We start from the raw sequence: 15734 nt of genomic DNA, 5'->3' as shown, positions 1-15734 counted from the left end.
CGCGAAGGCGTGACGCGACAGACTTCTTTCGCGTCCGAACTTTTCCCATCCAAAAGACCGAATGTTGATCGCGAATGACCGGCGAGCTGCCGCCGCGCTGGAATCGTGTTTTGGCCAAGGGACTGCATTGCATGGGTGGCCTGTACCGGCCGCTGCGTACGCATGCCCACCTTGTCCTCCTCACCATCAATGGCAGGGTTTCTCGGAGCTACTGATGAAATGCATTCAGCTGACTAGCCGAATCGATTTGGCCAGAACGGCGATCCCGATTGGTGCCGTCACCAGGTTTATCGGGCACTTGTATTTGCACGGGCAGTAGATGGGCAACTCTGCTTCCAGTGCCACACCGAACTAGTAGCAAAACGCGACTAGGAGACCCTCGACGAGCGCAGTTGGCGTCGAGGCGAAGCATCCGATGTGTTCAGTACGTACGGCGGTCGCAACAGGCCGCTTCAAAGCAAAAAACCGGAGACGCAATGAAATTGAAATGGATCGCTGCGGCCGTTCTGGCGGCAACAGGTAGTGCAGTGCACGCACAGTCTTCAGTGACGCTGTATGGTGTCATCGATTCCGGGATGTTGTATCAAAGCACGTCGGCGGCCACGTTGAGCCCGACGGCGCCGAACCGTGGCAAGGTCTATCGCTACAAGGATGGCGGTATCTATGCGAGCGCCTGGGGACTCAAGGGATCGGAGGACATCGGCGGCGGGTATCACATCAATTTCAAACTGCAGGGCGAGTTCGACAGCGGAACCGGCAAGTTCAACCTGGCCGATACGCCGGGCGCGGTGGCCCAGTTCAACCAGATCGCGATGGTAGGCGTGTCGGGACCGTTCGGTACACTGAATTTCGGTCGACAGATCGTGCCGATTGCCTATGCAATGGCCGAGACGGACGTACGGGGGGCTCACTATTTCGGCAGCACGCTGACTGCGTGGCTCGGCATGAACCAGGCTGCCGGCTGGCAGGGCATCAGCACCAACGCGCCGATCGGCGCGTTGTACGACAGCAATGCGATTGTCTATGAATCGCCGAAGTTCGCCGGCGTGTCCGCGGCACTCGAGTATGCCCCCGGAGGGGTAGCGGGCAGCTTCCAGGGCGGTACGCGGGAGTCCGCCGTACTGAAATATTCGAACTATGGCCTTCGTCTTGCGGCTGGCTATTACATTGGCCACGACACGAACCCCGGCCCGACGACAGTGGCCACCGGACTGGCCAATAACCGCCTTCTCTACGTGGGTGCGCTATACACGTACCGCGCATTCTCGATTTCCGCATCGTATTCGAACGGCAGGAATTCGGCGCATTCCGACCTGGTCAACCTCGACCTGTATTCGGTCGGCCTCGGCTACCAGTTCTCGCCTGCCTTCAAGGTGACCAGTGGCGTGTACTACCTGAAGGACCGCAACAACTCGACCAACAAGTCGACCGAAGTTGCAGTCGGTGCGGAGTACAGCCTGTCGAAATCGACGCTCCTCTACGGCCAGGTGGGGCATGTGAACAACCGGGGAACGATGAACCAGCCAATCACGTTTGGCCAGCCCGTGGCGCCGGGCACGAGCACGACAGCGGCGATGCTGGGCATCCGTCACGCTTTCTAGCGACTGCCTCATCGCCAGGTTCGACGAATGAGCGCACCGTGACGTGGGACCGATTCACGTGATTGACTTCGAGCCGACGTCATGGTTGATCCGCACGCGCGGCACGCGGTGAGCGTCCGCGCCGCTGTGCTCGATCGCGCGCAATCGTCAGCGAGTGGCTTGCAATGACACTTGGTTGACTCGGGGCGACGAAGGAGGAAGAAAAAACGGGGAGGGCTACATCCCGTGAGTCATCTCAGACATGCGCCGCAGCGCTGACGAGAGGGAACGCCGGGACGCTGCACGGACCGGCGAATTGGCTCCACGGACGGGTGTGCGCACGATGTTCTCCCCATCATCGACCACCATGCGTGACACCTCCGTCGACATCATCGATGACGATCCGTCGGATATGCACCGGGCGCACCGAACAACGTCGGTGCGGTCTCTTTACTCTGTATTCCTGAGTCCGGCTACGGGAGTGCTCGAGCCACGCTCCGTACGGATGGACTCATGGGAATTTGACTCTCTCGATCGACGCCATGACACTTCTCTACCCGCTCGCCCCTCCTTTGCCGCACCACACTGTCGAGGTTGCCACCGGTGTGCACTGGATCCGGCTGTCCATGCCGTTCAAGCTCGATCACATCAACGTATGGGCCATCGACACCGCCGACGGCTGGGTGCTGGTAGACACCGGCCTGAACGCCCCCGACACCGTGGCCGACTGGTTGGCGCTCATGGCGCAGGGGCCGCTGGCGCGGCCGCTTCAAGGGGTGTACGCCACACACATGCACCCGGATCACATCGGCTTGGCAGGCTGGTTCACGCGGCGCACGGGTGTACCGCTGTACATGAGCCGCGTCGAATACCTGTCCTGCCGAGTATTGCATGCCGACACGAACCGCGAGGCCCCTCGCGACGGGGTGCTGTTCTATCGGCGCGCGGGGTGGTCGGAGGCTGCCATCGAGAGCTATCGCAGCCGCTTCGGCAGCTTCGGCAAGCATATTCACGCGCTGCCTGAGAGCTATCGGCGCCTACAGGACGGCCAACAGGTTCGACTGGGCGAGCACGACTGGCGGATCATCACAACCGGTGGCCACTCACCCGAGCATGTCTGCTTGTACTGCTCCGATCTGAAGCTACTGATCTCCGGTGATCAGGTGCTACCGAAGATTTCGTCGAATGTGTCGGTGTTCGCCAGCGAGCCGCAAGCCAATCCGCTGCAGGAGTGGTACGAGTCGCTCGGCAAGCTAATGAACGGCGTGCCGGATGACGTGCTTGTGCTGCCTTCTCACAACGAGCCCTTCTACGGTCTGCATGAACGCTTGGCCTCGCTCAAATCGGGACAGGACCGTGCCCTGGATCGATTGCGCCAATCGTTGGCGGCCGGGCCCCGACGGATCGTCGACGCGTTTGCCCCTCTGTTCGGCCGTCCCATCGGGGAACAGGATGCGCTGCAGCTGAGTCTTGCGACCGGCGAAACGGTGGCCTGTATGAACTACCTCATTGCCAGGCGCGTCGTGAAGTGTGCGATGGACGACGACAACGTCGCTTGGTATTCCCTGGAAGCTTGAATCGGAGGCATGCTTCGAATTGTTGAATCGATCAACTGGTTGGTTACTTTGCGAGTATTGATCGACCCGTTGCGTTCTCTCGTGTCGCCGGTGTCACGGCGATCCGGGGCCACACCTTCAGAAGGAGTCATCGTCCCATGCCTCATCCCATTTCCTCTTTGGGCGCGGGTCACACCATTGTCAGCTTGGTGACGGTCGCCGCAGGCCTATATAGCTTCGCCCGATATCAGAAGATCGATAGCACAACCCGGTCCGCCAAGATTTACCTGGCAGGGATGGTGGTGTCCGTGTTCACGTCGTTTGGTTTGTCCAGTACCGGCGGTTTCAATGTCGGGCATGCACTCGGTATCTTGGCGCTGCTCGCAACATTGGGCGGACTACTCGTCCCGCGGATCAAAGTCCTGGGGCCTGCGCGACTGTACCTGTCCCAGTTCGCATTCACGTTCAGCTTCTTTCTGCTGTTGGTCCCCGGGATCAACGAGACGCTGACACGACTGCCGGTTAGTCATCCCCTCGCGAACGGCCCCGAATCCCCAATCGTGCGCGGATCACTCGCAGTGTGGCTAGGTGTTTTTGTGCTGGGAGCGATAGTCCAGTTTTTGTGGCTTCGTTCGTACCGCAGTCGCACATGAATTTGCGAGGAGCCGCCTGGCTATCGTCGTGACGCTTTCGGAGGTTCGTAAATCAATGTTTTAAAAGACATCTCGTGAATGATGTCGAATCTTCTGGAGCTTCGCTGGGCGGTTCTGGGGCAGCGTGAGACGACACCGGCGACCGCGCGCTTCTGTCAAACTGGCGCCCATGAAACCGCGCCTCGCCTTACCGCCTTCCTCCGATTCCGCGCCTGCACCCGCAGGCTTTCCCGACGCCGACGAACTGGCCGCGCTGCGTGCGTGGTACGCGGGCATGACCGTGCGCCAGGCCGTCGAGCGCTACCTGCCCGATCGTCTCGGCGAAGGGCGGTCCGCGCGCGGCGTGATCGGCGGCATTCGCCGCCGCCTCGTGCGCGTCGCGCGGCAGGCCGGCCGGCCCGATCTCGCCGAGCGGCTCGGTCATCCCGACGGTGAGCGTTTACGGGAGGCGAAGGCCGCAACCGAAGCGATCGGCCTGCTGCGTCATGCGCGCGCGCCGATCCCGCAGATCAGCGACGACGTCGGGCTATGGCTGCCCGCACGCGCGGTTGCTGCGCTGCGTACGCACGGGATCGCGACGCTCGCCGATCTGACCGTGCGGATTCCGCGCCGGCGCCAGTGGTGGAGTGCGATTCCGGGCCTCGGCATGGCCGGCGCGCGACGCATCGAGGCGTTCTTCGCCGCACATCCGGACCTGACAGAACGGGCGCGCGCGCTGATCGCCGCGACGCCGCGCGGCAGCATCGTGCCGTGGGAGCAGTTGAAGCTGCCGCATGAGGTCGACGGCTCGGCCGGCACGTTTCGCGCGCCGCGCGCGACCAGCACGCTCGACGCGGACAACGATTACGCGGCCGTGCACGCATGGCTGTCGCTGCACGAATCGGCCGCGACGCGGCGCGCGTACCGGAAGGAAGCCGAGCGCCTGATCCTGTGGGCGATCGTCGAGCGGGGCCGCGCGCTGTCGTCGCTGACGACCGAGGATGCAGTCGCGTATCGCGCATTCGTGCGCCGCCCGACGCCGTACGAACGCTGGGTCGGGCCCGTGCGGCCGCGTGGCGCGCCCGACTGGCGGCCGTTCTCGGGCGGGCTGTCCGCGCGCTCGGCGGCGTACACGCTGTCGGTGCTCGGCGCGCTGTTCCGCTGGCTGATCGAGCAGCGCTACCTGCTCGCGAATCCGTTCGCGGGCGTCAAGGTGCGCGACACGCGCGGCGCGAACGCACTCGACACGTCGCATGCGTTCACCGAAGGCGAGTGGCTGCTGGTCCGCACGATCGCCGACGGGCTCGAGTTCCGCAAGGACGCGTCGTCCGGCTGGACGCTCGCCGCCGCGCAACGGCTGCGCTTCATCCTCGATTTCGGCTATGCGACCGGGCTGCGCGCGAGCGAGCTGGTCGGCGCGACGCTCGGCGACATCGAGACGGACGCGCACGGCGACGCGTGGCTGAAAGTGATCGGCAAGGGGCACAAGGCCGCGCGCGTCGCGCTGCCGCCGCTGGCGCGCACGGCGCTCGATCGTCACCTGGTCGCGCGCCGGTTGCCGGTCACACCGGCGCGCTGGCGGCCCGATACGCCGCTGATCCCGAGCCTCGCGGAAGACGGTGCGGCCGCGATCACGAGCGTGCGGCTGTGGAAGGTGATGCAGCGCTTTTTCGCGCAGACGGCCGACGTCGTCGATGCCGACAACCCGGCGCTCGCGCAGAAGTTGCGGCAGGCGAGCCCGCACTGGATGCGTCATACGCACGCGACGCACGCGCTCGCGCGCGGGGCCGAGTTGACGACGGTGCGCGACAACTTGCGGCATGCGTCGATCTCGACGACGTCGATTTATCTGCATGGCGACGATGTGAAGCGGGCGCGGCAGATGTCGAGTGCGTTTGCGGCCGACAAGTAGGCGGAATGTGCGGGGGCGTCACGTCTGCGCCATTTTTCGTGAAGCGCTATCGGACGATTCATCGGGCCGCGATGTAACTGTCAGGTGTGTCAGGGGATTGTTGGCCGGGAAGGCCCGCACACGCGTGCCTGTATACGCTTTCGGTCGACGGATGGATGACGCGCCGCAGCGTATCTGCCGACAGGACGGAACGGTCCGGCGTACACAGCGGTCATAAACTTTTTCACCAGGAGCAGCGGATGGCATCGAGCCAGGGAACGGTCGATTTCATCGTCGAGCAGATGGCGGCGGCCGGAACGGTATCGGCCCGCAAGATGTTCGGCGAATACGGCATTTATTGCGACGGCAAGATGGTCGCGCTTGTCTGCGACGACCGGCTGTTCGTCAAGCCGACACCCGAAGGCCGCGCGTTTCTCGGCACCTGCGAAGAAGGCCCGCCGTATCCGAGCGCGAAGCCGCACCTCGTCATTACCGGCGATCGCTGGGACGACCGCGAATGGTTGTCGGCGCTGATCCGGATCACCGCCGCGCAGTTGCCGGTGCCGGTGAAGCGAAGCCGATAGCGGCCGGGCACCACGCGTAACCACGCGTAACGCCATGCAGCGTGCAGGCGTATTCTGTGACACATGCGTGCGACCACCGCGCGCCCGGAGGGAGCACAAGAATGGAGACATCCGGACATCCGCGCGGCAGGTGGCTTGCCCGTCGCGCCTGGCGCGCGCTCGTCGCGGCCGTTTGTGTCGGCTGGAGCGCGCTGTCGTTCGGCGCGGAAGGCGCAGGCGGCGCGGCGGCGCTGCTTGACCGTTACCACAGCCTCGGCGCGCAACTGAAGGACAACGCGTTTCACCGGCCGCTGTACCTCGAATCGTCGGAGGCGTCGTCGTCGCTGAAGGGCGACATCTACGCGCTGGTCGACTATCCGTTCGCGGTCGTGAACGGCCAGCTCAACGATCCCGCGCAAGGCCCCGCGAACTGGTGCGCGGTGCTGATCCTGCACCTGAACACGAAGTACTGTCATGCGTCGAGCGGCAGCAACGGCCCGGTGCTCGACGTGAACGTCGGCCGCAAGATCCAGCAGAAGCTCCCGGATACCTATCGCCTGCAGTTCCGCTATCGCGTGGCGGCCGCGACGCCCGACTATTTCCAGGTCGACCTGACCGCCGACAGCGGCCCGATGGGCACGAAGGATTACCGGATCGCGCTGGAGGCCGTGCCGGTCGGCGCATCGCGCACGTTCCTGCATCTCACGTATTCGTACGGCTTCGGCACGGTCGGCCGGATGGCGATGAAGACCTACCTCGCGACGGTCGGCAGCGACAAGGTCGGGTTCACGGCCGTCGGCGGCGCATCGGCCGCGCAGCCGCAGTACATCGGCGGCGTGCGCGGGCTGCTGGAGCGCAACACGATGCGCTACTACCTCGCGATCGACACGTATCTCGCGACGCTCGACAAGCCGCTCGACCAGCGCCTCGCGCGCTGGTTCGACGCGACCGAGCAGTATCCGCAGCAACTGCACGAAGTGGAAAAGAGCGCGTATCTGCAGATGAAAGCGCAGGAGGTGCAGCGACAGCAGGCGGAGCGGTAGGCGGCGCCGTCCGCCGGCTTGCCGCTCAGTTCGACGCGCCGCCGACCGTGCGGATGCTGTGCCACTGCCCCTGTTCGACGCGGAACAGCGTGTAGGGCGGCTTGATCAGGTCGCCGCGCTCGTCGAACGAGATCTTCCCGGTCACGCCCGTGACCGACACGCCCGGCAGGCTCGCGACGACCTTGCCGCGATCGACCGAATCGGCCTTGCGGATCGCCGCGATCATCGCGAGCGCCGCGTCGTACGCGAACGGCGCATACAGCTCGACATCCTGGTTGAAGCGCGCCTTGTAGCGCTGCGCGAACGCGACCGCGGACGGCAGCTTGTCGAGCGCCGGCCCCGGTTCGAGATCCTGCGTGCCTTCGCCCGAGTTGCCGGCGATCTTCAGGAATGCATTGCTTTTCAGCGCGCCGGCGCCGAACAGTTGCGCGCGGATGCCGAGCGAGCGCATCTGCTTGACGAGCATCGCACCCTGTTCGTCGAGCCCGCCGAAGAACAGCAGGTCGACGTTGTTGCTCTTCATCGTCGTCAGGATGCCGCGGAAATCGACAGCCTTGTCGTTCGTGTATTCGCGGTCGACGACGCTGCCGTGCGCGTCCTTCACGCCTTTCTCGAACGCGTCGGCGAGGCCCTGGCCGAACGCGGTGCGATCGTCGATGATGCCGATCCGCTTCGCCTTCAACTGCTCGACCGCGAAGCGGCCGGCCACCACGCCGCCGATGCCGTCGTGCCCCATCGTGCGGAACACGTTCTTGAAGCCCTGCATCGTCAGTTGCGGATTGGTCGAGCCGGGCGTGATCATCGCGACGTTCGCCTGCCGGTAGACGGCCGACGCGGGGATGCTGCAGCCCGAGTTGTAGTGGCCGATCACGCCGATTACGCCGTCGTCGACGAGTTTCTGCGCGACCTGGATCGCGATGCGCGGATCGGCCTGGTCGTCCTGCACGTCGAGCACGAACCGCACCGGCTTGCCGCCGAAGGTCGGATGCTTCGCGTTCTCCTCGTCGAGCGCGAGTTGCGCACCGTATTGCAGGTCCTTGCCGACGCGCGCGACGGGCCCCGTCAGCGGACCGGCGAAGCCGATCTTGACGGTTTCCGGGTCCGCGGCCTGCGCGGACGCGGTGGCCGTGCCGATCGAGCAGACGGCCAGCCAAACCAGCCAGTTACGACGATTCATGATGCATGCCTCCTTGCAGTGGTTGAAGTCGCGGCGCGCGTCAGAATCGCGCGGCCCGGTATGGCGTGAGGTCCAGCGGCGGTGCGCGCTGGGCGACGAGGTCGGCGACGATCCGCCCGGTGATGCCGGCGAGCGTCACGCCGAGATGCTGATGACCGAATGCGTGGATCACGCGCGCGTTGTCACGTGCGTGGCCGATGACCGGCACGCCGTCCGGCAGCGTCGGACGAAAGCCGAGCCAGCTGCGCGTTGGCGCGCCGAGCGACGGCAGAGCTTCGCGTGCCGAGCGCGTCAGCAGCGCGACGAGCGAGCGGTTCATTGGGGCGTCGAAGCCGCCGAGTTCGACGGTGCCGGCCGCGCGCAACCCTTCGTCGAGCGGCGTCATGTAGAAACCGCGCTCGGCCCAGCCGACCGGCCGCGTGACGATCTGCTCATGCGCGGCGAACTGCACGTGATAGCCGCGCTCGGTATCGAGCGGCACGGCATCGCCGCACGCAGCGGCGAATTCACGCGAGCGGGCGCCCGCGGCAATGACGACGTGATCGAAGGCGCGCACCGAGCCGCCCGCATGCACGTTCACGCCGTCGCCGACGGGCTCGATCCGCGTGACGCGCTCGCGTTCGAGCGTCGCGCCGCCGGTTGCCAGATGTGCGAACAGTTCGCCGAGAAACCCGTGCGGATCGGAGAAATGCCAGCTTCCGACGAACAGCACGCCGCGCGCGAAGATCGGCGCGAGCGCGGGCTCGAGCCGGCGGATCGCGCTCGCGTCGAGCAGCTCGAACGGCACGCCGAGCCGGCGCCGCAGCGCGAGCGACGGTTGCGCGGCATCGAACGACGCCTGCCGCGCGTACAGGTACAGGCATTCGCGCGGCCGCACGAACGCCGCGAGCCGCGGCGAGGCGAGCAGCGGCGCATAGCCGTCGGCGGCGCGCGACAGCAGCGCGGCCAGCGCGCTCGCGCTGCGTACGTGGCGCGTGGGCGTCGATGCGAGCAGGAACCGCGCGAGCCACGGCGCGCCGCGCAACAGGTAGGGCCAGCGGATGCGCAGCGGGCTGTCGGCGGCGAACAGGAAGTGCGGGATGTTGCGGAACACGGACGGGCCGTTCACCGGCACGCAGCCGTACGGCGCAAACGTCGCGGCGTTGCCGAACGACGCGCCGTGGCCGACGCCGGCCGGATCGAACAGCGTCACGCGATGCCCGTCGCGCTGCAGCCATGCCGCCGCGCCGAGCCCGATGAAGCCTGCACCCACGATGGCGACGTTCGCCATGACGCATCCCCTCCGGCACACATGGTTCACACAAAGTTGAGATTAAGAATCACACAGTAATTTTTTGTGTGCAATCAAAATGAGATTGTGTGGCGCTAGTGTTTACCCGATTTCAACTGGCTGATTCAACAGACTTTTCCGCCAACGTTTGACGGGGAGGGGATGTCATATACAATCGCTGGGCAGGTCAAAATGACAGACAAACGCTTTTTGTGTGGTCACAGGCGATAAATGGCATCAGACAAACTTTCCGGCGAGCGCGACGGCGGCGCGCCGGTGCAGGCGAAGCGGCCGACTTATGTCGAGGTATCGAGCTCGATCGAGGAGGAAATCCGCAACGGCACGTATCCGCCGGGCAGCCGCCTGCCGCCGCAGCGCCAGCTCGCGACCGAGCTCGGCATCAACGTGTCGACCGTGTCCCGCGCCTACAAGGAACTGCAACTGCGCGGCCTCGTGATCGGCAGCAAGCGCCGCGGCTCGCTCGTCACCGGCGGCGCGATGCCGAGCATCGCGCCGGCCCGTGCATGGCTCGCGGCGGGCAACGGCGTGATCGACCTGACCGTGAACCGCCCGGCGACCGGCGAATTTCTCGCGAGCCTCGCGCGGACGTTCGGCACGCTGCCGAACGACCCGCGCTTCGCCGCATTGCAGGAATACCAGCCGCCGCAGGGGCCCGACTGGGCGCGCGCGGCCGGCGCGCAGTGGCTTGCCGCGCCCGGCTTCGCGCCGTCGAGCGACCAGGTGGTCGTCACGAGCGGCGCGCAGCACGGGCTGTATGCGGTGCTGAACAGCCTGATCGGCACCGACGGCGTGATCGTCGCCGATCGCCTCACGTATTACGGGCTCAAGGCGCTCGCGCCGGTGTTCCAGTTCGAGATCGTCAGCGCGCCGGCCGACGACGACGGCCTGCTGCCCGACGAGATCGAGCGGATCTGCCAGCGCATGCCGGTCAAGGCGATCTTCGTCGTGCCGAACCTGCAGAACCCGACCGTGACGACGATGAGCCTCGCGCGCCGGATGGCGCTCGTCGACATCGCGCGGCGCCATCACGTGACGATCATCGAGGACGATGTGTACGGCCCGCTCGTGCGCGACCGGCTGCCGGCGATCGCGGGGCTGTGCCCCGAGCTGACGTTCCATATCGGCGCGACGTCGAAGATCCTCGCGCCGGGGCTGCGCCTCGGCTACCTGAGCTGCCCGCGCGACAGCGTCGCGCTGTGTGCGGAAGCGGTGCGCACGACCGCGTGGATGCCCGCGCCGATCTCGATGCTGATCGCGACGGTATGGATCGAGGACGGCACCGCCGAGCGGATCATGGCCGCGCAGCTCGCGGAGATCCGCGCGCGCGTCGATCTCGCGCGGGAACTGCTGCCGGCCGGGCAGTTGAAATCCGATCCCGCGTGCATGTTCGTGTGGCTGCGGCTGCCGCCGCCGTGGCGCGCCGACGACTTCGCCGCGAACGCGAAGGCGCGCGGCGTGATCGTGATGCCGTCGTCGACGTTCGCGGTCGACCGCGCGGAAATCGAGCACGGCGTGCGCATCAACCTCGCGTGCCCGGCCACGCGCGACGAGCTCGTCAACGGGCTGCGGATTCTGTCCGGCACGCTGAAGGACCGGCCGCGCGCGCTGTTCGGTTCGATCTGACGGCGGGTGCTCAGTCGAGCAAGCCCGCGACGACGTCGACGATCCGCTGCAGCAGCGCTTCGTCGTAAGGCAGCCACTGCACCGCGCGCAGCGGCGACGGCGGCGGCTCGGTCGCGGGTTCGACGGGCTCGCCGTCGCGCGTCACGCGTCCGGTCGCGCAATGTACCGACCACGCGCCGACGCGCACATGGCGTTCGTCGATCGTCATCCTTCCTTGCGCAATCGCGTCGGCGAACACGAGCGACAGCACGTGCTTGCGATGCCGCGCCATCACGCCCAGCGGCAAATCCGACAGCCGGTTCAGGCGCTGCCAGCGATCCGCGTCGATTTCGCGCTGGCGAACCGGATCGACCGCGAGCGCGGCGGTGGCCGCGCGCGTCGCGTCGTCGTCGAGCGCGAATGCGGATACGCTGACGAGCAGGTCGACCGCGCGCGCCACTTCCGAGAACACGACGCGATCGATCTCGCCGATCGGCAGCGGCACCCAGCGCCGTTCGTGCCGGCGTTCGACGTGCAGCCGGCGCGACGTACCGTGGCTTTCCGAACCGGGATAGAGCCGCGCATCGACGAGGAAGGTTGCACGCACGTCGCCGAATTCGCGGACGAGCCCGTCGTCGTAAGCGCGGATCGACCAGCCCTCGCGGCGCGCGACGCCGAGCAGCGGCCGGCTCGACAGCACATGACCTTCGAACATCGCGGATTCGCTGGCCGAGGCGTCGCTTTCCTCCGGCACGTAGTACTCGCGGAATGCCTGCCTGACCGGCTGCCGGAGCGCGCGGCCGACGATCGTGCGCTGCCACGCGAGCCGCTCGTCCGCATCGGCCAGCAGCGGGTGCCACAGGCGGATGTCGCTGTCGTCGGCGATGTCGCACGCGTGCCCGGCCGCGTCGCGCAGCACGACCTTGCCCTTCGCGATTTCAGGCATGAACGAAAGCGTCGTCCCGTCATTGCCGCGCGCTTGCCAGATCATGCGCGTCGAGAACGCGGCGCCGGCCGGCGCATCGACGAGCCGCTCGCGCCATTCGGCATGGCCGAGCGTGATCGGCTGCCAGAAGCCCGCTTCCATGCACGCGGCGAGCATCGCGAGCTGCTTCTTGTCGGGCTTCGCGTCGAGCGTCATGCGCAGCGCGGTATGCGGCTGCTCGCCGAGCGCGCGTTCGGCCGGCTTCAGGTTGCGCGCGAGCTTCTTCTGCACGCCGGCATGACGTACGGCGGCCAGCGCATCGCGCAGCGCGCGCACGCTTTCGGGTGTCGGGATCGTCTCGACCGCGTGGCCGAGCGCGATCGCGAGCGACTGCGACGGCGCCGTCTTCGCGGCGGTCGGCGCGACGCACACGCCCGTCAGCAGCGGCCCGATCAGCGGGCGCAGCCACGCTTCGTCGCGATAGGCGGCCACGCGCGCCGCGCGGGCGACGACCTGCGCGTCGTCGGTCGTGAACGCGCGATCGGCCTCGTACGGAACGGTGCCGGCATGAATCTCCGAGACTTGCCGCGCGGCCTCGGTCAGCGCGTTGCGCGCGAATTCGACGTACGCGGCGTCTTCCGCGAGCGTGACGGCTGGATCGCTGAAGTCGATCCACAGCCGCTTCGGCGCGAAATAGCCGTCGTGCGTCGCGGCCAGCGCGAGCAGCGCGGCCGGCCCGAGTTCGGGCAGCACGTCGAGTTCGCGCACCCGAAACGGCGAATCCGCCAGCGCTTGCGCATACGCGTCGCGTCGTGCCGAGAAGTCGCGGCGTCCGGCGAACCAGTCGAGCGCATACGCGCCGTACGCGGACGCGGCACGCAGGCCGCCTTCCTCCGGCTCGCCCGCGATGCGCGCAAGCTCGGCCTGCAGCGCGGGCGACGGCAGCGCGTCGAGGCAGGGCAGTTCCTCCAGCGCACGCTGCCACGCGCCGGGCGGGATGTCGCGGAACAGTTCGAGCGCGGCATCGCCGTCGACGAGCGGCACGAGGCCGAGCGCATCGATCTGCCCGCGCAGCCAGCGCGCGAATTCGGCGCGCGGGTCGTCGTACGCGAAGTCGCGCTGCATGATCGCGCGCTCGGTGCGACGCAGCGCCGGCCACACCGTGCCGAGCGTGTGGGCGTCGAGCGTCGACAGGTCGATCGGCGCGCCGGTGAAGCGCGGATGGTCGGCGGTGCCGGTCAGCCGCGCGACGAGCAGGGCGGCGAGCGCGCGGTCAGTCATACGCGTTCTCCTTGCCGGCGGCGCGCGATGCGCGGATGTCGGCGCGGCGGCTCGCGCGCGCCGATTCGCGTTCGAGCGAAGCGCCGTTCCCATCGGGGAGGCCGACGACGATCCGCGCATCGAGCCCAGGCAGGACCTGGAACACCTTGCCCCAGTGGACGGTGCCCGCGCCGCGTTCGGCCTTGACCATGAACGATTCGCTGACGACGAGGCGGCCGGTCGCGTCGTTCTGGCGCCATTTCTGTATTTTCCGGGCCGCGCGGGTCACGCCGCCGACGTCGGATGCCTGTTCGATCATGTGCTGCATGGCCTGACTCCACCCGTGAAAACCGTGCGATCGCACAGTATTGCACCCCATTTGCGCTAGTCGGACGAAAGGCCGTGCGGCCGTCGCTTCGGGCCGGCGGCGGCCGCGCCGCGCAAGGCTTCCGGCCGCCCCGGCATTTCATAAGACGTACAGTTTTCACGTCATACGCGATTCGCGCCGAACTGTACTCTTGTTCGCACGATCGATGTGTGTACTCGTCGCCGACTGTTCTGCTTTTAAGATTCAACCATCAAGTGCACAGTGCCGCAGATCCAGTCGTACCGGAACCCTGCCGGCGCATCTTCAAGAGAGAGCCAGTGCGATGGAAAAGGCAAAACCGGAGGGAAAGATCAGGAATCACGACGGCCCGGTCGGCGGGTGGAACACGCGCGTGTCGGACGCGCACGGCAAGGCGGCGCAGCGGCGCATGCCGGCGGGAGACGCGCGATGAAACTCTATGAAAAACTCGCGGACGATATCGAGCGCCTGATCCGCCAGGGCGTGTACCGGCACGGCGACCGGATTCCGTCGGTGCGGCAGGCGAGCCAGCAACACCGGATCAGCATCACGACCGTGCTGCATGCGTACCTGCTGCTCGAAAGCCGCGGGCTGCTGGAAAGCCGGCCGCAGTCGGGTTATTTCGTGAACCTGCGTCGCGACGACAGTCATGCGCCGGTGCGCGAGCTGCGGCCATCGAAACCGATCGCGATTTCGTCGTCGGTGGACGTGAGCCGGCTCGTGCTGTCGACGCTGCGCTCGATCGGCACCGACGACGCGGTGCCGCTCGGCTCGCCGTACCCGGACCCGAGCCTGTTCCCGTTCGAGAAGCTGAACCGCTACGCGTATGCAGCCGGCCGCGACAAGTCGCTGTCGGGCGTGACGGACGGGCTGCCGCCCGGCCACCCGCGGCTGATCCGGCAGATCGCGCGCCGCTACCTGGAAAACGGGATGTCGGTAGACCCGAACGAGATCATCGTGACGGTCGGCGCGACGGAGGCGATCAACCTGTGCCTGCAGGCGGTCGCGAAGCCGGGCGATACGATCGCGGTGGAGTCGCCGACGTTCTACGCGATGCTGCACGCGATCGAGCGGATGGGGATGAAGGCGATCGAGGTCGCGACGCATCCGGAATACGGGATCGACATCGCCGCGCTGGCGGCGATTGCCAAGTCGCAGCCGATCGCTTCATGCATGGTGATGCCGAACTTCCAGAACCCGCTGGGCTTTCAGATGCCCGACGAGCGCAAGCGCGAGCTGGTCGAGTTCGCCACGAAGGCCGGCATGCCGATCATCGAGAACGGTGTGTATAACGAACTGTATTTCGGCGATACGCATCCGAGTTCGCTGAAGTCCTACGACCGCAGCGGGATCGTGCTGCATTGCTCGTCGTTCTCGAAGAGCCTGACGGCTGCATATCGGATCGGCTGGGCGTTGCCGGGCCGCTATCGCGATCAGGTCGAGAAGCTGAAATTCCTGAACACGCTCGCGACGCCGTCGTTGCCGCAGCTCGCGATCGCGGAGTTTCTCGAACGGGACGGCTACGAGCATCACCTGCGGCGCTTGCGCAAGGCATACGCGCAGCAGGCGAACCTGATGCGTGCGATGGTGTCGCGGTTCTTTCCGGAGGGCACGCGCATTTCGAGCCCGGCCGGCGGGTACGTGCTGTGGGTCGAACTGCCCGGGCAGGTCGATGCGATGCGGTTGTATCAGCTCGCGCTGGAACAGGGGATCACGATCGGGCCCGGCTACATGTTTTCGACCACGGATAGCTACCGGAATTTCATCCGGCTGAACTACAGCAGCCCGTGGTCGCCGGAGATCGAGCAGGCGGTGATCGCGGTCGGGAAGCTGGCCGCGGCGTGCATGCGGTGAAGGGGCGTGTGTGG

General features: G+C 66.5%; 12 protein-coding genes. 8 read left to right on the top strand and 4 right to left on the bottom strand.

All coding sequences use genetic code 11. The features are described 5' to 3' along the window. Positions 1–476: 476 nt before the first annotated feature. From R9B84_RS19540 to R9B84_RS19515, 6 genes are all read left to right on the top strand, one after another. Positions 477–1601, top strand: coding sequence for a porin (locus R9B84_RS19540; RefSeq protein ID WP_423760025.1), 1125 nt, complete (start codon positions 477–479; stop codon positions 1599–1601). A gap of 521 nt (positions 1602–2122) precedes the next feature. Further along, entirely contained in the window at positions 2123–3157 is a 1035-nt protein-coding gene (locus R9B84_RS19535; protein ID WP_423760024.1) for an MBL fold metallo-hydrolase, read from the top strand. Between the two features lie 137 nt (positions 3158–3294). Next, positions 3295–3789, top strand: a complete 495-nt coding sequence (locus R9B84_RS19530; protein WP_423760023.1) for a hypothetical protein — start codon at positions 3295–3297, stop codon at positions 3787–3789. A 169-nt stretch (positions 3790–3958) separates the two neighbouring features. Beyond that, the gene (locus tag R9B84_RS19525; protein ID WP_423760022.1) at positions 3959–5680 is read left to right on the top strand and encodes a phage integrase family protein; all 1722 of its coding nucleotides are present in this window, start codon (positions 3959–3961) and stop codon (positions 5678–5680) included. Positions 5681–5919: 239 nt separating this feature from the next. Beyond that, positions 5920–6243, top strand: a complete 324-nt coding sequence (locus R9B84_RS19520; RefSeq protein ID WP_423760021.1) for a TfoX/Sxy family protein — start codon at positions 5920–5922, stop codon at positions 6241–6243. A 101-nt stretch (positions 6244–6344) separates the two neighbouring features. After that, the gene (locus R9B84_RS19515; protein ID WP_423760020.1) at positions 6345–7265 is read left to right on the top strand and encodes a hypothetical protein; all 921 of its coding nucleotides are present in this window, start codon (positions 6345–6347) and stop codon (positions 7263–7265) included. Between the two features lie 25 nt (positions 7266–7290). On the opposite strand, the gene R9B84_RS19510 is transcribed toward R9B84_RS19515, so the two are convergent. Next, positions 7291–8442: a branched-chain amino acid ABC transporter substrate-binding protein gene (locus R9B84_RS19510; RefSeq protein ID WP_423760019.1), complete on the bottom strand. Its 1152-nt coding sequence runs from the start codon at positions 8440–8442 to the stop codon at positions 7291–7293. Between the two features lie 40 nt (positions 8443–8482). After that, entirely contained in the window at positions 8483–9712 is a 1230-nt protein-coding gene (locus R9B84_RS19505; RefSeq protein ID WP_423760018.1) for an NAD(P)/FAD-dependent oxidoreductase, read from the bottom strand. Positions 9713–9943: 231 nt separating this feature from the next. On the opposite strand from R9B84_RS19505, the gene R9B84_RS19500 reads away from it, so the two are divergent. After that, positions 9944–11356, top strand: a complete 1413-nt coding sequence (locus R9B84_RS19500; protein ID WP_423760979.1) for a PLP-dependent aminotransferase family protein — start codon at positions 9944–9946, stop codon at positions 11354–11356. 10 nt (positions 11357–11366) lie between these two features. Here R9B84_RS19500 and R9B84_RS19495 read toward each other — a convergent pair whose 3' ends face one another. Both R9B84_RS19495 and R9B84_RS19490 read right to left on the bottom strand, forming a co-directional pair. Continuing rightward, positions 11367–13541 carry a DUF4132 domain-containing protein gene (locus R9B84_RS19495; protein WP_423760978.1) on the bottom strand — a complete coding sequence of 725 codons (2175 nt, stop codon included), beginning with the start codon at positions 13539–13541 and terminating at the stop codon, positions 11367–11369. Then, positions 13534–13848, bottom strand: a complete 315-nt coding sequence (locus R9B84_RS19490; protein WP_423760977.1) for a transcriptional regulator — start codon at positions 13846–13848, stop codon at positions 13534–13536. The genes R9B84_RS19495 and R9B84_RS19490 overlap by 8 nt, the downstream gene beginning before the upstream one ends. Positions 13849–14295: 447 nt before the next feature. Here R9B84_RS19490 and R9B84_RS19485 point away from each other — a divergent pair, with 447 nt between their 5' ends. Next, positions 14296–15720, top strand: coding sequence for a PLP-dependent aminotransferase family protein (locus R9B84_RS19485; protein ID WP_423760976.1), 1425 nt, complete (start codon positions 14296–14298; stop codon positions 15718–15720). Positions 15721–15734 lie beyond the last annotated feature (14 nt).

Source organism: Burkholderia sp. NLJ2 (assembly GCF_049487195.1).
GTDB lineage: Bacteria > Pseudomonadota > Gammaproteobacteria > Burkholderiales > Burkholderiaceae > Burkholderia > Burkholderia pyrrocinia.
Note: the sequence above shows the minus strand (reverse complement) of the source record. Positions and strands in the feature narration are given on the sequence as shown.